We start from the raw sequence: 19,342 nt of genomic DNA, 5'->3' as shown, positions 1-19,342 counted from the left end.
GGCTCAGGCTCCAGGATGGGTGCGACCGGTTTGCGGGTCGACCCAGATGATGCGGGTGGGGTCGAGCGCCAGGCCCAGCATCGTGCCGGCGTCGATTTGCGTGCTCGATGGCGCGACGATGCGGGCGAGGTCGTTGCCGACATGGCCGGTGAGCAGCAGATGCGAGCCCATCGGCTCCGCGACCTTGACCTTGAACGGCAATCCGCTGGCGGCGTCGGTCAGTCTGGCGTCCTCGCCGCGGAAGCCGAGGATGATCGGCCCATCGACGGGAGCAGCCAGCGTGATGCCGCCGAGCCTGGCACTGCCGGCGGTGGCGGTGGTGTTGACGAAGTTCATCGGCGGCGAGCCGACGAAGCCGCCGACGAAACGGGTCGCCGGCTTCGAATAGATAGTGGTCGGCGTGTCGATCTGGACGATATGGCCGCCATGCATCACGGCGATGCGGTCGGCGAGCCCCATGGCCTCGGTCTGGTCATGGGTGACATAGATCGTGGTCGTGCCGGCCTCGCGCAGCACGCTGCGCAGTTCCGCCCGCATCTCGAGCCTGAGCAAGGCGTCGAGATTGGAGAGCGGTTCGTCCATCAGCAGCACGGCGGGCTCGACGGCGAGCGCGCGCGCCACGGCGACGCGCTGGCGCTGCCCGCCCGAGAGCTTGGCGGGGTAGCGTTCGAGATACTCCTCGATATGCAGCAGGGCGGCGGCCTTGTGCACCTGCGCCTCGACGCGGGCCTGACCCGCGCCCTTCATGCGCAGGCCGAAGGCGACGTTCTCGAACACCGTCATATGCGGGAAGACGGCATAGTTCTGGAACACCATGGCAAGCCCGCGCTCGGATGGCTTGAGCGCCGAGACGTCGCGCTCGCCGATCACGACCTTGCCGGAGCTCTGCACCTCGAGCCCCGCGATGATGCGCAGAAGCGTGGTCTTGCCGCAGCCGGAAGGGCCGAGCAGGGCGACGAATTCGCCGTCCGCTACGGAAAGCGAGATCTCCTGCAGGGCAACGGCGTTGCCGAACTGCTTGGCGACCTTGTCGATCAGGATGCCGGCCATGGGCGCCTCCTATTTGCTTGAGACGCCCCACATCGCGAACAGGTATTTCCTGACCGCGAAGATGAAGAGCACCGAAGGGACGATGAGGATGAAGCCGCCGGCGAAGCGGTAATGCAGCGGCGATTCGGACAGGACCGCGAGCAGATAGGCCGTCAGCGTGCGCTCGCGCACGGTCAGTACCGAGGCGGCGAAGACCTCGTTCCAGGAGATCACGAAGGCGAAGATCGCGGCTGCTGCGATGCCGGGCAGAGCGAGCGGCAGCACCACCTTGCGGAAGGCCTGCCAGCGCGTGCAGCCGAAAACCCAAGCCGCCTCCTCATATTCGCGCGGGATGCCCATGAAGAGCGAGGAGGTCACGAGCGCCGCGAAGGGCAGCGCCAGCGCGGTATGGATCAGCGAGACGCCCAGCGGCGTGTCGTAGAGCCCCACTTTGATGAAGATGACGGTCAGCGGCAGGGCCAGGATCGCGAGCGGGAAGGCCCGCGTCAGCAGCACCAGAAGGCGGAAGGCGCTCTGGCCGCGGAAGCTGAAGCGCGCCAGCGCATAGCCCGCCGGAGCCCCGAGCAGGATCGAAAACAGCATGGTGAGCGAGGCGGCGATGAGGGAATTCAGCGCCGCGTTCCAGACGCCCTCGATCTTCAGGAAGGCTGCGAGCGCGGCGAAGGAAGCCTCTGTGGGAGCGAGCGATTTCGGCCATTTGAACACGGCCATCCGCCCGCCCATCGCGCCGAGCCCGATCAGGTAGATCGGCACCAGCACCCAGGCGCAAAGCACCAGGACGCCGGTGATGTAGAGCCATTTGCGGGGCGCGCTCATGCTTGCGCCTCCGGATCGACGCGCAGCGCCTTGAGGTAGATCACGGTCGCTGCCAGCGAGATCGCCATCACCAGCACGGCATAGGCTGCGGCAACGCCGTAATTCTGGTTCTCGTTTTGCCAGGTATAGGCTTCGCCGACGATGATCGGGAAATTGCGCCCGCCGAGCGCATAAACGACCGCGAAGACCTCGAAGGCCAGCACGGTCCGCAGGATCAGCGCCGATTGCAGGCTGGGCTTCAGCAAGGGCAGCGTGATCTTGCGGAATTTTGTCCAGGGGCTCGCGCCAAAGATGTCCGCCGCCTCGCCGAATTCCTTGGGAATGAGCTGGATGCCGGCGACGAGGATGATCAGGACGATCGCGGTCGCGCGCCAGACCTCCGCCAGCACGACGGCGAAGAACAAGGCGATGGGGGTCTCGCTGTTGAGATAGGCGGTCGGCCCGCTGATCAGGCCGAACTGGAACAGCAGCGTGTTGAGATAGCCGGAATCCTGCAGGATCGCGAGCCAGACGAGGCCGGCCGCGAGATCGGAGACGCCGAGCGGGATCGTCCAGATCCAGAGCACCAGCTCGCGCCCGCGCGTCATCTTCTGCAGCATCAGGCCCATGACCAGCGCCAGGCCCACCTGCAGCGGGATCACCACGATGACGAGCGCGAAGGTGTTGCGCAGCGCTGTCGGGAAATTGAGATCGCCGGCCATGCGGGCGTAGTTGGCGAGTGAAAACCCTTGCCCGCCATCGAAGGAAAGCAGGATGGTCTGGCCGAGCGGCACCAGGAAGAAGGCCGCGAGAAAGGCGACCGAGGGCGCAATCAGCAGATAGGGCAGCCAGCGCGGCTGGGGCATGGAGGGACTTTCAGCTTGTGACGTAAACCGCGACGTCGTCCCGGGTCTCCCTTGGGGCGCCCGGGACGACAGGTCGTGCCAGAACCCCTTACGTCACCGGGCAAGCGCCCTGGCTCGGCTTGTCCGGAGCCCAGCAGGGCGCCGCGGTCTGGGTCATCAGCGCGCGCAGGGTCTCGGCCTGGGAATCGAGCACCGCGCGGACCGGTTCGCCCCGCAGCACGATGCGCTGGAAGGTGTCGAAATAGACCTTGTTGAACTCGCCGCCCTTGTCGCCGAGGCCGACCGGCAGCAGGGCGACAATCGCGTCCTTCGCACCTTGCGTCTTGGCGATGCCGTCAGCGAGCAGCTTGACGCCGGCAGGCAGATCGGCCGGAAGCGGCGCGTTGATGACCGGGAAGAAGCCGACCTCCATGGCGGTGGCGATCTGCGTCGCCGGCTTGAGCAGATGCTCGATCACGGCCGCGGCCTGGGCCCGGTTCGGCGCATCCTTGGCGATGGCGAGGCCGGCGACGACCGGCATATAGGCGCGGCCCTGGCTGCCGGCCGGCGGCGGCACGACGAGATATTTGTCGGGCTCGGCGGTCAGCGCATCCTTGACGCGGGCGATATGGTCCCAGGCGATCCAGACCTCGCCCGCCATCAACGGCTCCTGCATGAAATTATAGTTGTTGGCGTTGGGATTGACCGTCGCCCAAAGCGCCTTGAAATCGGTCCAGCCCTTCTCGGCAGCGGCCGAGCGGAACTCGGTCACCATCGAACCGGTATAGGAAGGCACGAGATTGCCCTGGAGGAAGCGGGCGAACAGGCCTTTGGGGCCGGCGGGAAAGCCGATGCGGCGTTGCCCGGTCTTGTCCTGGATTGCCTTGCCCCAGGCCGCGAGCTGCTCATAGGTCAAGGCGTTGACGTCGGCGCCCGCTGGGAGGAAGGGCAAAGCCTCCTTCCTGACGACGAGGACATAGGTCGCTTGCATCCAGGGGATGTATTGCTGTGTGGATGTCCCGAGCTTGCCGAGTTCCATCAAACCGGCAGGTATGCCGCTCGCGCTAAGCTTGGCCGCGACATCGTCGATGGCGTCGAGCGAGGCCGTCGGCGCCAAAGGCTGCAATTCGCCATGCAAGGCACCCATCAGGCTGATCGTGCGCTTGCCGGCGGCCTGCTCCGCCTTCATGCGTACGGCGAATTGCGGTGGCTCTTCAACGACATAGGTGGTTTTCGGCGCGCCCTTGAGCAGCACCTCGCGCACCTTCTGCGCCTCGTCGATCGGGCGCAGCTGCGTCGAGAGAAAAACGAGATCCTGCGCGTTCGCGACCGGCGCGGCGAGAATGGCTCCCGCCGTCATGGCGGCGATTGCCAGCTGGTTGAGTGTCTTCATGGCTTCCTCCCTGGCTCGCTTGCTTTGGTTGGCGTCGGAAGCGGCGGCTGCGAGAGGCCCGCGCCTTCCGTGATGGGTCAGCCGCGCGCCTCCCCGAGGGATGCGCGTGGGATGAACTCGACCGGGTTGATCTCGGTCATGTCGCGCGGATCGGCGCCGCCGATGCGCGCCAGCGCCATTTCGGCGAGGCGGCGGCCCGTCGCAGCGATCGGCAATTCCATGGTCGCGAGCGCCGGATCGGAGAACGCGGCTGCCGGGATGTTGTCGTGGCCGATGATCGCGATGTCGCGCCCGGCCACGAGACCCCGCTCGCGCACGGCGCGCATTGCGCCCAGCGCCATGCTGTCGGTGGCGCAGAGCAGGGCGCTCGGCGGCTCCGCCTGCGTCAGCATGACGCCTGCCGCACGATAGCCGCCGGCCTCGGTCGCACTGTCCTCGATGATCTCACTGGGAAGTCCAGCCTCGCGCATGGCGCGGGCGAAACCGCTGCGGCGGAGATGCGCGAAGGTGAAGGCGGATGGCGCGGCGAGATGGCCGATCCTGCGATGGCCGAGACCGGTCAACCGCAAGGCGGCGTCATGGAAGGCGGCTTCGCCATCACCATCGACATAGGCATAAGGCTCGGCGAAATCGCTGCGCCCCATCGCGACGAAGGGGAAGCCGATATCGGTGAGATAGCGCAGGCGCGCATCCTCGCGCCGGGTCCGGACGACGATGATCGCGTCGGTGCGCCGGCCCTCGATGAGGCGGCGATAGGTCTTGAGTTCGTCGGGGCCGGGCAGGGCGGCGATCAGCGTCAGATCGTAGCCTTGCTGGGCGAGCCGTTCGCCGGTCGATCTCAGCAGCTCGATATAGAGCGGTTCGTTGAAATGGCCGGGCTCGGCCGGGAGCACCATGGTGACGATCTCGGTGAGCCCGCGCCGCAACCGTCGGGCAGCCGAGTTTGGCCGATAGCCCGTCGTCTCTGCCGCGGCGAGCACACGCTCGCGTGTGGCGACTGCGACATCGCCATAGCCGTCGAGCGCCCGCGACACGGTCGTGATCGACAACCCCAGCATCCGCGCCAATTCGCGCAACGAACTCATCAGCCGCCTCTGCCTTTCGGTTGAGAGCGACGGATCCCGATCTCAGCCTGCGAAGCAGGATAATGCCATCCGAAACGTTTTGGAAGAGCTGTCGAAGGCCGCGAAAGCCGAGGAGCCGTTCAGCGAGCAGCCAAGCAGGTTTGGACGTGAGTTCGAGATCGAGGCAGCTTCCCTGATCAGGGGGCGAGGGAAGCGTTGCGCAGGCGGCTTAGCCGCGACCGAGGCAGGCTGAAACAGCCTCTAGGTCAGGCGTCAGGTCTTCCCAAGTCCAGTGATCAATGTCTGCGCCAGGGCGATGGCTCCGGAAATCGGCCTGAACTGGCTCGTGACGGAGTTGTCGACGAAGAAAACCAGCTCCGCATGGCGTGCGAGAGGACTTTCCGGCACGTCCGTCAGAGCGAGAATGCGCTTTCCGCTCAGATACGTGTCGAGCGTGATGTCGACCACGGCCTGCGTATACGGCGTGAAGGCGATAGCGACCAGGAGATCAGTTGGCCGCATGGCGGCGATCTGTTCGGCCGCCATGCCACTGCCGAAATCCAGTAGGCTGCACGGGCGTTCGGACCGCGTCAGCCCATAGGCAAGATAGCTCGCGATCGGGCGCGAGCGACGCAAGCCCGCGATGTAGATATGGTCAGCCTGCCGCAGCATCGTCGTCGCCCGGGCCAGCGCCTCGGGCGAAATGGTTCGGCGGAGGTCTTCGAGCGAGGCGATCAGGGCGTCGATGCTGTCGTCGAGCAGTGCCCCGAAATCAGCGGCCAGCCCCGGCGCCACCTGCTTGGCGTAGACCTCCTCGCGCGCCCCCGGAGCGCCCTCGATCAAGCGATGGCGGAAAATGCGCTGCATCTCGGAGAAGCCGCTGTAGCCGAATTCCTTGGCGAAACGGATCAGCGTCGATGGCTGGATGTTCAGTTCGCCGGCGATGGTGACGACGGTCTGCAAGGCGAAGTTGTTGGGCTGTTCGAGCGCAGCCCGCGCGATGCGCTGAAGATGTGGGCTGAGCTGCTCGAAACGGTTGCGGATGCGCTGGCGAAGCGCCTCGAAGGTCTCCTGGCCGGCGCCTTTGGGCATGTCCGCGATAGCTTGGTCGGCGTTCTTGAATGAATTTTCGTTCATTCTGCTCTATAGCGTGCCAGGTAGGGGAGGAAAAGCATTCTCTTTCAAAGAGGGTTGACAGATATAAAACGAATATTCATGCTCTTTGAAAATTCATTCGGTTATCCAACCGAAGCGTGAAGACGGGCCAGAACCCGTCCCTCTTGGGGAGAGCGTCGATGTCGAAGATCAGGATTACGCGGCGCGCCATTCTCGGCGCGGCCGCCGCCGGGAGCGCCGTTTCGCTGTTTGCCGGCCCGTGGAAGCACAATCGCGTCTGGGCGCAGGGCGCGTCCAAGCCGATCCGGATCGGCATCACAGCCGATGCTAGCGGCCAGTACGCCAACTCCGGGGCCAGCGACAAGCGCGGCATGATGATGGCGATCTCCGAGGCCAATGAGCGCGGCGGCGTGCTCGGCCGCAAGATCGAGTTCGTGCACATCGATACAGAAACCACCGCCGCGACCGGCAGTCGTGTGGCCGAGCGCATGATCAGCCGCGAGCAATGCGGTTTCCTCGTCGGCGCGGTCCATTCCGGCGTGGCCAACGCGATCAGCCAGGTCGCCCAGAAATACGGCGTGATCTACATCAACACGAACTCGTCCTCGCCGACCGAGGCCGGCCAGAACTGCCACCGCGTCAAGTTCGTCTTCGATGGCAACGGCACCAACTTCGCCAAGGCTGCGGTCAAGAGCGCGATCGAGCGCTTCGGGCCCGACTGGATGCTCCTGACCAACGATTATGTCTGGGGCCACGACACCGCCGCGGCGACCAAGTCCCTGCTGAAGGAGTATGGCGGCAAGGTCATCGAGGAGGTGCTGATCCCGCAGGGCACACGCGACTTCACCTCGGCCTTGCTGAAGGTGCAGCAGCGCAAGCCCGGCGTCATCTCCGCAGCGATCGGCGGCGATGACCAGAAGGCGATGCGCCAGCAGGTTGCGCAGCTCGGCATGGGCGACAAGCCGGCCTGGATCAACAGTCAGCAGGATTGGGACGACGTCTACGGCCTGCCGGTCGACAACCTCTTCGGCGTCTTCGGCACCACCTGGTATTATCGCCTCGATCTTCCGGGCGTGGCCGATTTCGTCAAGCGCTACCAGACGATGTATCCCGAGACCGCCATGCGCTCGCCCGGCAACGTCTTCTACAATGGCTACATGTCGATCCGGGAGCTTCTTGGCGCCATCGAGCGGGCCGGCACGACCAACAACATCGCTGTGATCAAGGCGCTCGAGGGCCACAAGATGCCGGCCAGGGACCGCATGCAGCATTTCGATGCGACGATCGACGCCGAAACCCATCAGGTCCAGCAGACCATCTACCTCGCAACCGCCAACCGCGCGGCGAAAGAGAAGGACGATCTCTTCGAGATCCTGAGCCATGCCAAGCCGGACGACGTGCGCGACACGGACTCCGCCAAGCTCTGCAAGCTGGAGCCCTACGACAAGACACCGTCCTTCGACGCCTGACCCGTCCTGCCATCCGCGGCCCGCACGCGGCCGCGGAGCGCGCCACCGCACCAGGACGGACGACGCATGATCGATCTTCTGCCTCATCTCATCAATGGCCTGACGCTGGGCCTGCTCTTCGCCCTCATCGCGCTTGGCTTCACGCTGATCGTGGGTGTGATGGAGGTGATCAATCTCGCCCATGGCTCGCTGTTCGCGCTTGGCGCCTATTTCGCGCTAACGGTGATCGCAGGCAGCTGGTTTTCGAGCACGCCCTTCGGCGCGTGGTGGCTGAGCCTGCCGCTCGGCCTGCGCTATGTGCTCGCGCTCGCGATCGGGCCGGCGCTTGCGGGACTGGCCGGCATGCTGCTCGAGCTCTGCCTGCGCCCGACCTATGGCAAGCCGCCGCTCTACGGCCTACTGCTGACCTTCGGCGCCGCTCTCGTGGTCGAGGAGTTGATCCGGCTGGTGTGGGGCACGGGCGAGCAGAATCTCGCTTTGCCCCAGGCGATCAACGGCGCTTTCCTGCTGAACGGCATGATCTTCTCGACCTACCGCTTTTTCGCATCCGGCTTCAGTATCGTCGCCATCGCCGCCGTCTGGCTCTTCCTGGAGCGCACCTCGGCTGGGGCCGTGATCAAGGCCGGTGCGCATGACAGCGAGATGGTCCGCGCGCTCGGCTACGATCTCGCCAGGCTCAGGCTTTTGGTCTTTGGGTTCGGCGCCGCGCTGGCGGGGCTCGCCGGCGTGGTGATGGTGCCGATCTGGGGCCTGCGTCCGCATGTCGGCGTCGACATCGTCATCCCGGCCTTCCTCATCATCGTCATCGGCGGCGTCGGCAGCTTCTGGGGCGCTGTCATCGCGGCCCTGCTGGTCGGCCTCGCCATCGGAATCACCGGTGCCTATGCGGCCGCCTGGTCGACGATGTCGATGTACCTGCTTCTGATCGCGATCCTCGGCTTCCGTAGCCGCGGACTGCTCGGCCGCAAGAGCGCCCTGGAAAATTGACGCCATGATCTCGCTCTCGGACATCCCCGCCCGCCCATCGGCCTGGATCACGCCACCAATAATCGTGCTCGCTCTGCTGCTGCTGGCTGCGCCGAACCTGCTGCCCGCAATCGGGCTCTACCAGTATCTCGGCATCGAGATCGCGATCTGGATCATCTTCGCGCTCGGGTTCAACCTGCTCTTCGGCTATGCCGGGCTGCACTCCTTCGGCCATGGCGCCTATCTCGGCATCGGCGCCTATGCCTTCGGGCTGTTCCAGCACCATGTCGCGGTCAGCCTCTGGGGCGGCCTCCTGGCGGCCGTGCTGGCGGCCGGGGTCGCAGGCGCCCTTGTTGGGGCATTCCTCTCCCACCGCCGCGGCATCTACTACGCGCTGTTGACGATCGGCTTCGGCCAGATCTTCTGGTTTCTCGCCATGAAGCTCCATAGCGTCACCGGCGGCGAGGACGGGCTGCTCGGCATTCCGCGCCCGCCGCTGACGCTCGGGCCTTGGCAGGTCGCGCTCACCGGCAACCCTGCGCTGTTCTACTTCGCGGCAGTGCTGCTGATGATCGTGGTCGTGCTCTGCTGGCGGCTGGCGAACTCGCCCTTCGGCCGCGTGCTGCAGGCTATCCGCCAGAACGAGACCCGCGCGCGCTTCGTCGGCTACGACGTCTGGCGCTTCAAATGGGCCGTCTTCACACTCTCCGCGATGATCGCCGGCCTAGCCGGAAGCCTGCTCGCGATGGCCCAGCAGAGCGCCTATCCCGATGTGATGAGCCTGCATCAGTCGGGCCTCATCGTGATGATGGTCCTCGTCGGCGGCGGCCTCGTCAGCTTCTGGGGCCCGGTGCTGGGCGTGATCTTCTACTTCGTCGCCCGGGATGTCCTGGGCGGCCTGACCGAGACCTGGCTGCTCTGGTACGGCCTGATTTTCATGGCGATGGTCATGCTGCGGCCCGAAGGGCTGGCGGGCATGTTGCACGGCCTGTTGCGGCGCAGCCCGCCGCGCCAGCCTGGCGCCGTCGCCGTCCCCGCGACGGAGGCCGCGTGATGGCGCTGTTTGAGGCCCGCAATATCCACAAGCGCTTCGGCTCGCGCGTCGTGCTGGAGAATATCTCGCTGTCTTTCGAGGCAGGCCAGGTCAGCGGCATCATGGGCCCCAACGGCGCCGGCAAGTCGACCTGCTTCCATGTCCTGACCGGCCAGCACCGGCCGGATCGCGGCGAGGTCGTGTTCGATGGGCAGCGGATCTCGGGCTTGCCGCCTCAGCGCATCGCCCGGATGGGCGTCTCGCGCTCCTTCCAGCTGATGAACCTCTTCGACGATACGGTCGTCATCGAGAACGTCATGCTGGCGCTGCCGGCCTTCCGGAGGCGCCGTCTTCACGCCATGTCGGCGGTGTTCTCGGACAGCGTCCTGATCGACCGGGCGCTGGCCGTGCTCGATCAGGTCGGCCTTGCCGCGCGGGCCTGGGACGCCGCGGCCTCGCTCAGCTATGGCGATCGCCGCGCGCTTGAGATCGCCGTCGCCGTCGCGGCCGAGCCTCGCATCCTCTTCCTGGACGAGCCGACATCGGGCCTCGGTGCCGAGGCGACGCGGCGCCTCGCTCTGCTCGTGAAGCGGCTGCGCGAGCGTTACACGATCGTGATGATCGAGCACGACATGCGCTTCCTGTTCGAGCTCGCCGACAAGATCTCGGTGATCCACTGGGGCCAGGTCATCGCCGAGGGCACGCCAGCACAGCTTGGCGACAACAAATGGGTGCGGCGCTCGACATTGGCGGAGGCGACCCATGCTTGAGGTCCGCGACATCGAAACCTTCTACGGCGAGACGCAGGCCCTGTTTGGCACCTCGCTGCGGGTCGGCGAAGCTGAGGTCGTCTCGCTGCTCGGCGCCAATGGCGCCGGCAAGACGACGACCATCCGCTCGATCCTGGGGCTGACGCCGCCGCGGCGCGGGCAGATCCATTTCGACGGGCAGGACATTACCAAGCACCCGACTCATCGCATCTCGGCCATGGGCATCGGCTGGGTGCCAGATGACCGCCGCGTCTTCCCGACGCTGACCGTCGCGCGCAACCTGCAGATCGGCATGCGCAAGACCCGTTTCCGCTCCTGGCAGGTCAGCGAGATGTTCTCGATCTTCTCGGCGCTGGAGCATCTGATGCCGCGCGAATGCGAGAACCTCTCGGGCGGCGAGATGCAGATGGTCGCGATCTCGCGGGCGCTGCTCGGCTCACCGGGCCTCGTCCTGCTCGACGAGCCGAGCCAGGGTCTCGCGCCCAAGATCGTCCAGGACGTGCTGTCGACGGTGCGCCGCCTCAAGGCCGAGGGCATCTCCGTCCTGATCGTCGAGCAGAACGCACTCGCCGCGCTCGAGGTCTCGGATCGCGCCTACGTCATGGACCGCGGCCGGATCGTCCATGAGGGACCGGCCCGCGCGCTACTCGACGACAGTTGCCGGCGCCAGCGCCTGATCGGAATGTGACATGAGCGCCATGCTTGACGTCAGTAACCTGTCAAAGATCTACACGCGTGGCCGGTTCGACCGAACGCCGACCTTCCGGCTTGACGCGGATTTCCGCATCGAAGAGCCGGCGATCGTCGGCATGATGGGCCCCAACGGCTCCGGCAAGACGACGCTGTTCGAGCTGATCACCGGCTCGAACAGCCCAACGGACGGCAAGGTCGAGGTCTGCGGCCGCAACATCCACCGTGTCCGCACCGACGAGCGCGACCGCCTCGCCATCCACTACCACCAGTCCTACCAAGTTCGGCATTTCCGGTCTTTGCGTCCCAACGCGCTGATGGACCGCGCCGGCAGCGACTACCCGCTGGTCCACCTCTTCGACGAGCCGCAGTTCAACACGCAGGATGGCTATATCGGCTTCATGCTGGATTTCTTCCGGCGGCTGCGAGCCGGGGGCCGGCTCGTCTTCCTCTGCGTCCATCCCAATGAGCGCTTCCACCTCGAGATCCTCGAGGAGATCTGCGAGCGCTTCATCTTCGTCAACAAGGGCGTCGTCACGCCGCTGCCGGACTATGCCGGGCTGCTCGCCTTCGAGCCGGCCCGCGCCTATCTCGGCAACCTGCTGACCGAACGCGCCGCCGTGGAGGACGCCGCGTGAACCAACCGGCCACCAATCTGACCCCGCAGATCGACCTCGACGCGATGGACAGGCTGTTCGACATCAAGGGCCTGCGCATCTTCCTGCCCGGCGGCTACGGCGCACTTGGCGAGGCGATCGCGATGGCGCTGACGCGGCGCGGGGCCCATTGCGCCATCGCCGGCCCCAATGGCGGAAAGGCGGCCGCGCTTGCGCAAAAGCTGGCTTGCGTTGGCGTCGACACCTACGGCTTCGAACTCGATGCGCGCAGGCCAGCCGCGATCGCAGAGGTCGTCGACCGCGCCGCCGAGGCCATGGGCGGCATCGACGTGCTGGTCAACTGCGTCGGCGTCCAGCGGGAGCAGTCGCTGCTCGACGTCACCGAGGAGGCCTTCGACGCGGTCTACGAGACCAATCTGAAATCGGCGATGTTCCTGGCCCAGGCCGTGGCACGCCACCAGATCTCGCAAGGCGGCGGCGGGCGGCAGATCCACCTGCTCTCCGTGCGCTCGCAACTCGCGCTGCGCGGGCGCGGCTACTCGGCCTATTGCGCCACCAAAGGTGGCCTCGTCATGCTGGTCAAGCAGCATGCGATGGAACTCGCGCCGCACAACATCACCGTCAACGGCGTCGCGCCGACCTTCATCCAGTCCGAGCGTATCCGCCCCCATCTTGAGCGCGACGGCTTTCGCGATTTCATCCTCGACCGCAATCCGCTCGGTCGGATCGGCGAGCCGGTCGAAGTCGTCGGCCAGATCATCACCTTCGCGGCGCCGGCCGGCAGCTACATGACCGGCCAGATCGTCTACGTCGATGGCGGCGTCACCGCGAGCCAATGACGGCCGGAAGACGGCGCGCTTCGCTTCAACCGGCCACGCCAAACTTGTCTCGAACATCCTGGAGGCTCCATGCCCGACTTGATTCCCAAGCTGCTGATCGGCGGCGAATTCCGCGCGCAGACCGAGCTCGAACCGTTGCGGGTCATCAACCCCTGCACCGAGGAGTTGCTCTGGACGGCTCCGCGCGCCGGCCCAGCCGAGGTTGAAGAAGCGCTTCATCAGGCGCGTGCCGCGCTGAAAACCTGGTCGAAGGTGCATGGCTGGGAGCGGGCCAAGGTGCTGCGCGGCATCGCCCGAGCGATGGAAGCGCGCAAGGGCGCGCTGGCGAGCGCATTGTCCTATGAGATCGGCCGGCCGATCGCCCAATCCGAGGGTGAAGTCCTGATCGCGATCGAGCAATTCGACTGGTTTGCCGGCGAGGCCGAGCGCCTTTTTGGCGAGACGATCCCCTCCCGCCAGGGCGGGCGCCTGGCCACGGCGCTGGAGCCGGTCGGCATCGTCGCCGCCTTCACCGCCTGGAATTTCCCGATCAATCTGCTCGCCCGCAAGATCGCGCCAGCGTTGGCAGCGGGCTGCCCGATCATCTGCCGGCCCTCCGAGCAGACACCGCTGACCTCGACGCTGATCGCCGAAGCCTGTGCAGAAGGCGGAGCTCCGGCTGGCACCGTCCAGATGCTCTTCGGCCCGGCAGAGACGATCACGCCTCTCCTGATGGCTGCCGAGGAGGTCCGCAAGATTTCACTGACCGGCTCGACGCGCGTCGGTCAGATGCTGCTGGCCGAGGCCGCCAAGACCGTCAAGCGTTGCTCGATGGAACTCGGCGGCCATGCCCCCGTCGTGATCTGCGAGGATGCCGATGTCGACAGCGCCGCGACATTGTGTGCGCTGTTCAAGTTCCGCAACGCCGGCCAGGTCTGCATCGCGCCGAACCGCTTCTATGTGCATGAAAGCCTGGCAGAGCGTTTCGCCAGCGGCATGGTCAGGGCTGCCGAAGCGCTGGTGCTGGGCGACAGTCAGAACCGGGCGACGACGATGGGCCCGCTGACGCTCGCCAGCCAGCGCGACCGCGTCGAGGCGCTATCTGCCGAAACGGAAGCTTCGGGCGCGCGTCGCCTCACCGGCGGGCGCCGCCCGGCCAACCGGAACAAGGGCTTCCATTTCGAACCGACCGTCTTTTCCGACGTACCCGACGACGCCCGTATCATGCGCGACGAGCCCTTTGGCCCGCTGGCGCCGATCGCGACCTTCCGAACGCTGGATGACGCGATCGAGCGGGCGAATTCGACGCCCTACGGCCTGGCTGCCTATGGCTTCACTGCCAGTCAGCGTAGCGCGGAGGCGCTCAGCGCAGAACTCAAGGCTGGCATGGTCGGAGTCAACACCTTCATGATCGCCCATGCCGAGGCCCCCTTTGGCGGCGTCGATCATTCCGGCATGGGCCGAGAAGGCGGCCGGCAGGCCATCCAGGACTATCTCAATGTGAAGCTGACCCATTTCATGGCGGCGTAAAGCGAGCGGGGAGGGCGCCACGCGGCGCTTGACCTTCGGCCGCGCCGGAAACGCTTGCCGTCGTGGTCAGGATTGTGCTCCACCAGCGCCTGCCATTGCCACAGGACGCCTGATGCGCGCGACGAGCGACGAACCTGACCGGCTGCCGAATGCCCCGCACCCGCGCGAGACGCTGGCGCTCGTCGGGCATGGGGCGCAGGAGCAGGATTTTCTCGAAGCGTTGCGCTCGGGCCGGATGCACCATGCCTGGCTGCTTGGTGGGCCGGAAGGCATCGGCAAGGCGAGCTTCGCCTATCGCGCCGCGCGTTTCATGCTGGCGGCCGGCGACCCGGCCCGGCGTGCGGCGGACGCCGGCTCGCTCGCCATGGCGGAAGAGGATCCCGCCAGCCGGCGCATCATGGCGCAATCGCATCCCGATCTGCATGTGCTGCGCCGGACGCAGAAGCCCGATGGCAAGGGTTACACCAGCAATATCCCGGTCGATTCGGTTCGGCGTGTGCTCGACCGCTTCGGTTCGAGCGCGGCCGAAGGCGGCTGGCGCATCGCCATCGTCGATTCCGCCGAGGACATGGATCGCTCGGCCGCCAACGCCTTGCTGAAGCTGTTGGAGGAACCGCCGCCGCGCGCGCTCTTCCTGATCGTGGCGCATGCGCCCGGCCGCATGCTGCCGACGATCCGCTCGCGCTGCCGGCTCCTGACCTTCGCGGCTCTGGATGAGGCGGCTATCGCGCAGGCTGGCCGGATCGCGCTGGAGCGAATGGGCGATCCCTTCGACGAATCGGCCCTGTTGCGCGCGGCCAGCTTCAGCGACGGCTCGGTGCGCCGCGCGCTCACCTATGTCGATCCCGAGACGTTGGCGCTGGTCGAAGCCGTGCGGGCCCGGCTCGATGCGCTTCCGGGCATCGATCTCACGGCTCTACTGGCGCTCGCCGAGGACGTCGCCGGCAAGGCGGGCGAGGGCGACTTCGCGGTGATGATCGACACCATCCAGAGCTGGCTCGGCGACCATCTCCATGCCCATGCCGCAGCCAGCCCGGCGCGCCTTGCACCGCTGGCGGAGGTATGGGAAAAGCTGGGACGCGCGGCCCGCGAGGTGGACACCTATAACCTCGATCGCCGCCCTCTCGTGATGACGATGTTTCATGATCTGTCGGATGCGGTTGCCCGCTCGCGCGCAGCGTGAAGCGAACCCTTCGGACCGGACTATGGCCACGGCGCCCAAATTCTATCTGACGACCGCCATTCACTACACGAATGGTCCCCCCCATATCGGCCACGCCTATGAGATGGTGGCGTCGGATGCGATCGCGCGCTTCAAGCGGCTCGACGGCTACGACGTCTTCGCCATGACCGGGACCGACGAGCATGGCCAGAAGGTGCAGCGTACGGCGGCACAAAATGGCCTGGATCCAAAGGCTTACGTCGATCAGATCGCAGAACGCTTCAAGCAGATGGAGCAGCGGCTCGGCTGCTCCTTCGACCGCTTCATCCGCACCACCGACGCAGACCATCTGCCCTCGACGCAGGAATTGTGGCGGCGGATGGAGGCCAATGGCGACATCTACCTGTCGAAATATGCCGGCTGGTATTCGATCCGCGACGAGGCGTTCTATGGCGAGGAGGAGACGACGCTCCTGGCTGACGGCACACGCCTGGGCGGGCAGGGCACGCCGGTCGAATGGGTCGAGGAGGAGAGCTATTTCTTCCGCCTGAAATCCTATCAGGACCGGCTCTTGAGCCTCTATGAGGCGGTTCCCGACTTCATCTCGCCGCCGACGCGCCGCAACGAGATCGTCTCCTTCGTGAAAAGCGGGCTGGAAGATCTCTCGATCAGCCGGACGACTTTCGACTGGGGCCTGCCCGTGCCGGGCGACCCGAAGCATGTGATGTATGTCTGGGTCGATGCGCTGAACAACTACCTCACCGGGACGGGCTTTCCCGATCCGGCCGATCCGCGCGCGCATTACTGGCCGGCCGACGTCCACATCATCGGCAAGGACATCGTCCGCTTCCACACCGTTTACTGGCCGGCCTTCCTGATGTCGGCCGGGCTGCCTTTGCCCAAGCGCGTCTTCGGCCACGGCTTCCTGCTCTCCAAGGGCGAGAAGATGTCGAAATCGCTGGGCAATGTCGTCGACCCGTTCGAACTGACGGATGCCTATGGCGTCGACCAGCTGCGCTATTTCTTCCTGCGCGAGGTCTCCTTCGGCCAGGACGGCAATTACAGCCATGAAGCGATCGTCGGGCGCATCAATGCCGACCTTGCCAATGATCTCGGCAATCTGGCGCAACGCTCGCTCTCGATGATCGCCAAGAACTGCGAGGGCAGGGTGCCTGCCTGCGGCGCGCTGACCGAAGGCGATGACGCCATGCTCGGGCTCGCCGATGGCGCGCTCGCCAAGGCCCGCGAGGCCATGCAGGATTTCGCCCTGCATAGCCTGCTGGCGGAGCTCTGGGCCGTGGTCGCCGAGGCGAACCGCTATTTCGCCGCGAACGAACCCTGGCGATTGACCAAGAGCGATCCCGCGCGCCGCGACACCGTGCTCTATGTCACGGCCGAGGTGCTGCGCCAGGTCGCGATCCTGGTGCAACCGGTGATGCCTGAAGCCTGCGCCAAACTGCTCGATCTGCTGGGCGTCGCGACAGACGCCCGCAGCTTCGCTGCGCTGGGCGAAGCGGGCCGCCTGACTGCGGGGATCTCGCTTCCGGCGCCGAACGGCATCTTCCCGCGCTATATCGAGCCGGAGGCCGGCGAGGGCGCCTGATGCTGATCGATACGCATTGCCATCTCGATTTTCCCGATTTCACTGAGGACCTCGACGCCTTCGTCGCGCGCGCCGAGGCCGCCGGCGTCGGCCGCATGGTCACGATTTCGACCCGCGTGGCGCGCTTTCCAACCTATGCAGCAATCGCCGAACGCTTCCCCTCGGTCTGGTGCAGCGTCGGCACGCACCCCCATGGCGCGCATGAGGAACTCGACGTCACGGCCGAGCAGCTGGTTGAGCTGTCGCGCCATCCGCGCTGTGTCGCCATCGGTGAGGCCGGGCTCGACTACCATTACGACAAGAGCCCGCGCGAGGCGCAGGCTCAAGGCTTGCGCACCCATATCGCCGCTGCGCGCATCACGCAGCTGCCGCTCGTCATCCATGCCCGCCAGGCCGATGACGACATGATCGCGATCCTGCGCGAGGAGATGGGGAAGGGCGCCTTCCCCGCCATCCTGCACTGCTTCACGGCAGGCGAGGCGCTGGCGCTGGCCGGGGTCGAGATGGGGCTTTACGTGTCCTTCTCCGGCATCCTGACCTTCAAGACCTCGGAGGAGCTGCGCCGGATCGCGCGGCTCGTGCCGAGCGACCGCCTTCTGGTCGAGACGGATGCGCCTTACCTCGCGCCCGTCCCGTTCAGAGGCAAACGCAACGAACCATCCTATGTCGTTGAAACAGCGAAGGTTCTAGGTGAAGCGATTGGCGTCGGCTTCGACGAGATCGCTGCCCTGACCACGGCCAATGCGCGCCGTTGCTACTGGAAGATGGACCACTCCGCACCCCTGACCCAACGCTCATGAGACATCGCTTCGCATGGCGCTGACGGTCACCATCCTCGGCTGCGGCTCGTCTGGCGGTGTGCCGCGCCCCGGCTCCGGCTGGGGGGCCTGCGATCCCGCCGAGCCGAAGAACCGGCGGCGGCGCTGCTCGATCCTGGTCGAAAGCGTCGGCCCGAATGGAACGACCAGCCTGATCGTCGACACCTCGCCCGATCTGCGCGAGCAATTGATCGACGCCGGCGTGATGCATCTCGATGCGGTGCTGATCACGCATGACCATGCCGACCACACCCACGGCATCGACGACATGCGCGCGCTGGTCATGCATATGCGCCGCAGGCTGCCGGTCTACGCCGACGAGCGTACATCCGCGACGCTTGCCCTCCGCTTCGGCTATATCTTCGAGACACCGCCCGGCAGCACCTATCCGCCGATCCTGGACCTGAAGCCGATGCGGGTCGGCAGTCCCTTGACGATAGAGGGCGCCGGGAAGCCCCTGGAGGCGCTGCCTTTCGCCGTCGAGCATGGTCCGGGCTACGAATCGCTCGGCTTCCGGTTCGGCGACCTGGCCTATCTCCCGGATGTCAGCGTCCTGCCGGCGCAGGCCAAGGCTGCGATGGCCGGTCTCGACATCCTGATCCTCGATTGTCTGCGCGAGACACCGCATCCGAGCCATTTCAATCTGGAGCAGTCGCTGGCGGCGATCGCAGAACTCAAGCCGCGCCGCACGATCCTGACCAATCTGCATAGCGATCTCGACTATGCGGTACTGTCGCGGCGCTTGCCGGAGGGGATCGAGGCGGCCTTCGACGGTATGACGATCACGTCGAAGGCCGGGTAGGGCGCGTTGAAGCGTTTTCGAGCGAAGTTGAGGCTCGGGATCCGAAGCGCGTCCTATTCGGCGTTCTGCCGATGCCAGTCCTCGATCTGCGCCAGCACGGTTGCGAGATCCGATACGTCGACATAGCGGCGGCCGAGGTCGCGCAGATTGTCCTTGTGCGGCTGCTGCTCGATATCGCCGACGCAATCCTCCGGCACGATGGTGCGATAGCGGTAGCTGAAGCTGTCGATCGAGCTCGCGCGGATGCAGCCGCTGGTGTTGCAGCCGGTAACGATGACCGTGTCGACGCGTTCCTTGGTGAAATAGTCGCTGACACCGGTGTTGAAGAAGATCGACGGGCCCTTCTTGCACACTGTCAGATCATAGGCCGGATCATGGATTCGCGGATCGAGCGCGGCACTGGGGTGGTCGTGGCGGAAGGTCTCGCGCACCGCCGTGATCTTCCAATAGGGCATCTCGCGCTCGTTCAGATAGGCCGTATTGCAGACCGCGACGGGCACATTGTAGCGCCGCGCCACCTTGAGCAGCTGCTCGGTGTTATCGAGCGCCCGCATCACCAGAGGCGCGCCGCCGAGCGGGTATTGCGGGTCGGTGAAGCCGAGCTGGAAATCGACGACGACGATGCCCGGCTTCTTGCCGAAGCCGACGGGAATCTCGCCATAGCTGCGATTTGCATAGTCATCCGACATCATCTGGCTCCATCATGCGGGGATAGGAAGGTGTCCGCATGCCATCTTCCATTGCTATAAAAAAGCAAGCAAGATTGTTTTTTTAGCGGAACCCGCTATCCTGTCGCCCGGC

The 19,342-nt window shown here is 65.8% G+C and carries 20 protein-coding genes; 13 read left to right on the top strand and 7 right to left on the bottom strand.

Features of this window, described 5'->3' with window-relative positions; translation table 11 throughout:
- Positions 1–3: 3 nt before the first annotated feature.
- From BHK69_RS19815 to BHK69_RS19795, 5 genes are all read right to left on the bottom strand, one after another.
- Complete coding sequence (locus tag BHK69_RS19815; protein ID WP_069691597.1) at positions 4–1,050, bottom strand: ABC transporter ATP-binding protein; 1,047 nt, start codon at positions 1,048–1,050, stop codon at positions 4–6.
- A 9-nt stretch (positions 1,051–1,059) separates the two neighbouring features.
- On the bottom strand, positions 1,060–1,866 hold the full coding sequence (locus BHK69_RS19810) for a carbohydrate ABC transporter permease (protein WP_069691596.1): 807 nt from the start codon (positions 1,864–1,866) through the stop codon (positions 1,060–1,062).
- The gene (locus BHK69_RS19805; protein ID WP_069691595.1) at positions 1,863–2,711 is read right to left on the bottom strand and encodes a carbohydrate ABC transporter permease; all 849 of its coding nucleotides are present in this window, start codon (positions 2,709–2,711) and stop codon (positions 1,863–1,865) included. The genes BHK69_RS19810 and BHK69_RS19805 overlap by 4 nt, the downstream gene beginning before the upstream one ends.
- 88 nt (positions 2,712–2,799) lie before the next feature.
- Positions 2,800–4,083 (bottom strand): ABC transporter substrate-binding protein, encoded by a 1,284-nt coding sequence (locus BHK69_RS19800; protein WP_069691594.1) that lies wholly within the window; start codon positions 4,081–4,083, stop codon positions 2,800–2,802.
- Between the two features lie 77 nt (positions 4,084–4,160).
- Positions 4,161–5,141, bottom strand: a complete 981-nt coding sequence (locus tag BHK69_RS19795) for a LacI family DNA-binding transcriptional regulator (protein WP_244548539.1) — start codon at positions 5,139–5,141, stop codon at positions 4,161–4,163.
- Between BHK69_RS19795 and BHK69_RS32945 the strand changes: the two genes are divergently transcribed.
- Entirely contained in the window at positions 5,122–5,400 is a 279-nt protein-coding gene (locus BHK69_RS32945; RefSeq protein ID WP_199579322.1) for a hypothetical protein, read from the top strand. The two genes, BHK69_RS19795 and BHK69_RS32945, sit on opposite strands and share 20 nt — an antisense overlap.
- Before the next feature lie 20 nt (positions 5,401–5,420).
- Here BHK69_RS32945 and BHK69_RS19790 read toward each other — a convergent pair whose 3' ends face one another.
- A complete protein-coding gene (locus BHK69_RS19790) occupies positions 5,421–6,239 on the bottom strand; it encodes a MurR/RpiR family transcriptional regulator (RefSeq protein WP_158516245.1) in 819 nt (272 codons plus the stop codon).
- 203 nt (positions 6,240–6,442) lie between these two features.
- Between BHK69_RS19790 and BHK69_RS19785 the strand changes: the two genes are divergently transcribed.
- The 12 genes from BHK69_RS19785 to BHK69_RS19730 all read left to right on the top strand — a co-directional run bounded on the left by BHK69_RS19785 (position 6,443) and on the right by BHK69_RS19730 (position 18,541).
- Positions 6,443–7,732 (top strand): ABC transporter substrate-binding protein, encoded by a 1,290-nt coding sequence (locus tag BHK69_RS19785; RefSeq protein WP_083269566.1) that lies wholly within the window; start codon positions 6,443–6,445, stop codon positions 7,730–7,732.
- Between the two features lie 66 nt (positions 7,733–7,798).
- Positions 7,799–8,719 carry a branched-chain amino acid ABC transporter permease gene (locus BHK69_RS19780; RefSeq protein WP_069691591.1) on the top strand — a complete coding sequence of 307 codons (921 nt, stop codon included), beginning with the start codon at positions 7,799–7,801 and terminating at the stop codon, positions 8,717–8,719.
- Between the two features lie 4 nt (positions 8,720–8,723).
- The gene (locus tag BHK69_RS19775; RefSeq protein WP_069691590.1) at positions 8,724–9,752 is read left to right on the top strand and encodes a branched-chain amino acid ABC transporter permease; all 1,029 of its coding nucleotides are present in this window, start codon (positions 8,724–8,726) and stop codon (positions 9,750–9,752) included.
- Entirely contained in the window at positions 9,752–10,501 is a 750-nt protein-coding gene (locus tag BHK69_RS19770; RefSeq protein WP_069691589.1) for an ABC transporter ATP-binding protein, read from the top strand. Before BHK69_RS19775 ends, BHK69_RS19770 begins: the two co-directional genes overlap by 1 nt.
- Entirely contained in the window at positions 10,494–11,189 is a 696-nt protein-coding gene (locus tag BHK69_RS19765; protein ID WP_069691588.1) for an ABC transporter ATP-binding protein, read from the top strand. The genes BHK69_RS19770 and BHK69_RS19765 overlap by 8 nt, the downstream gene beginning before the upstream one ends.
- 1 nt (position 11,190) lies before the next feature.
- Positions 11,191–11,829 carry an ATP-binding cassette domain-containing protein gene (locus BHK69_RS19760; protein ID WP_069691587.1) on the top strand — a complete coding sequence of 213 codons (639 nt, stop codon included), beginning with the start codon at positions 11,191–11,193 and terminating at the stop codon, positions 11,827–11,829.
- Complete coding sequence (locus BHK69_RS19755; protein ID WP_199578956.1) at positions 11,826–12,647, top strand: SDR family NAD(P)-dependent oxidoreductase; 822 nt, start codon at positions 11,826–11,828, stop codon at positions 12,645–12,647. The genes BHK69_RS19760 and BHK69_RS19755 overlap by 4 nt, the downstream gene beginning before the upstream one ends.
- 69 nt (positions 12,648–12,716) lie before the next feature.
- Positions 12,717–14,156, top strand: a complete 1,440-nt coding sequence (locus BHK69_RS19750; RefSeq protein ID WP_069691586.1) for an NAD-dependent succinate-semialdehyde dehydrogenase — start codon at positions 12,717–12,719, stop codon at positions 14,154–14,156.
- A gap of 112 nt (positions 14,157–14,268) precedes the next feature.
- Positions 14,269–15,339, top strand: a complete 1,071-nt coding sequence (locus tag BHK69_RS19745) for a DNA polymerase III subunit delta' (protein ID WP_069691585.1) — start codon at positions 14,269–14,271, stop codon at positions 15,337–15,339.
- 22 nt (positions 15,340–15,361) lie between these two features.
- On the top strand, positions 15,362–16,921 hold the full coding sequence (metG, locus tag BHK69_RS19740) for a methionine--tRNA ligase (protein WP_069691584.1): 1,560 nt from the start codon (positions 15,362–15,364) through the stop codon (positions 16,919–16,921).
- On the top strand, positions 16,921–17,721 hold the full coding sequence (locus tag BHK69_RS19735) for a TatD family hydrolase (protein WP_069691583.1): 801 nt from the start codon (positions 16,921–16,923) through the stop codon (positions 17,719–17,721). The genes metG and BHK69_RS19735 overlap by 1 nt, the downstream gene beginning before the upstream one ends.
- 13 nt (positions 17,722–17,734) lie before the next feature.
- Complete coding sequence (locus tag BHK69_RS19730; protein WP_069691582.1) at positions 17,735–18,541, top strand: MBL fold metallo-hydrolase; 807 nt, start codon at positions 17,735–17,737, stop codon at positions 18,539–18,541.
- A gap of 53 nt (positions 18,542–18,594) precedes the next feature.
- Here the strand turns inward: BHK69_RS19730 and BHK69_RS19725 are convergent, their stop codons facing one another.
- On the bottom strand, positions 18,595–19,230 hold the full coding sequence (locus BHK69_RS19725) for an isochorismatase family protein (RefSeq protein WP_069693815.1): 636 nt from the start codon (positions 19,228–19,230) through the stop codon (positions 18,595–18,597).
- Between the last annotated feature and the right edge of the window lie 112 nt (positions 19,231–19,342).

Origin of the sequence: Bosea vaviloviae (assembly GCF_001741865.1) — a bacterium.
Lineage (GTDB): Bacteria > Pseudomonadota > Alphaproteobacteria > Rhizobiales > Beijerinckiaceae > Allobosea > Allobosea vaviloviae.
The sequence above is the reverse complement of the archived record's forward strand: the minus strand, read 5'-3'. Positions and strand labels throughout refer to the sequence as shown.

What these genes read in the sequence shown, in the direction of transcription:
- BHK69_RS19815 (WP_069691597.1), bottom strand. Translation starts at nt 1,050, where the DNA reads ATGGCCGGCATCCTGATCGACAAGGTCGCCAAGCAGTTCGGCAACGCC.
- BHK69_RS19810 (WP_069691596.1), bottom strand. Translation starts at nt 1,866, where the DNA reads ATGAGCGCGCCCCGCAAATGGCTCTACATCACCGGCGTCCTGGTGCTT.
- BHK69_RS19805 (WP_069691595.1), bottom strand. Translation starts at nt 2,711, where the DNA reads ATGCCCCAGCCGCGCTGGCTGCCCTATCTGCTGATTGCGCCCTCGGTC.
- BHK69_RS19800 (WP_069691594.1), bottom strand. Translation starts at nt 4,083, where the DNA reads ATGAAGACACTCAACCAGCTGGCAATCGCCGCCATGACGGCGGGAGCC.
- BHK69_RS19795 (WP_244548539.1), bottom strand. Translation starts at nt 5,141, where the DNA reads ATGCTGGGGTTGTCGATCACGACCGTGTCGCGGGCGCTCGACGGCTAT.
- BHK69_RS19790 (WP_158516245.1), bottom strand. Translation starts at nt 6,239, where the DNA reads ATGCCCAAAGGCGCCGGCCAGGAGACCTTCGAGGCGCTTCGCCAGCGC.
- BHK69_RS19785 (WP_083269566.1), top strand. Translation starts at nt 6,443, where the DNA reads ATGTCGAAGATCAGGATTACGCGGCGCGCCATTCTCGGCGCGGCCGCC.
- BHK69_RS19780 (WP_069691591.1), top strand. Translation starts at nt 7,799, where the DNA reads ATGATCGATCTTCTGCCTCATCTCATCAATGGCCTGACGCTGGGCCTG.
- BHK69_RS19775 (WP_069691590.1), top strand. Translation starts at nt 8,724, where the DNA reads ATGATCTCGCTCTCGGACATCCCCGCCCGCCCATCGGCCTGGATCACG.
- BHK69_RS19770 (WP_069691589.1), top strand. Translation starts at nt 9,752, where the DNA reads ATGGCGCTGTTTGAGGCCCGCAATATCCACAAGCGCTTCGGCTCGCGC.
- BHK69_RS19765 (WP_069691588.1), top strand. Translation starts at nt 10,494, where the DNA reads ATGCTTGAGGTCCGCGACATCGAAACCTTCTACGGCGAGACGCAGGCC.
- BHK69_RS19760 (WP_069691587.1), top strand. Translation starts at nt 11,191, where the DNA reads ATGAGCGCCATGCTTGACGTCAGTAACCTGTCAAAGATCTACACGCGT.
- BHK69_RS19750 (WP_069691586.1), top strand. Translation starts at nt 12,717, where the DNA reads ATGCCCGACTTGATTCCCAAGCTGCTGATCGGCGGCGAATTCCGCGCG.
- BHK69_RS19745 (WP_069691585.1), top strand. Translation starts at nt 14,269, where the DNA reads ATGCGCGCGACGAGCGACGAACCTGACCGGCTGCCGAATGCCCCGCAC.
- metG (WP_069691584.1), top strand. Translation starts at nt 15,362, where the DNA reads ATGGCCACGGCGCCCAAATTCTATCTGACGACCGCCATTCACTACACG.
- BHK69_RS19735 (WP_069691583.1), top strand. Translation starts at nt 16,921, where the DNA reads ATGCTGATCGATACGCATTGCCATCTCGATTTTCCCGATTTCACTGAG.
- BHK69_RS19730 (WP_069691582.1), top strand. Translation starts at nt 17,735, where the DNA reads ATGGCGCTGACGGTCACCATCCTCGGCTGCGGCTCGTCTGGCGGTGTG.
- BHK69_RS19725 (WP_069693815.1), bottom strand. Translation starts at nt 19,230, where the DNA reads ATGTCGGATGACTATGCAAATCGCAGCTATGGCGAGATTCCCGTCGGC.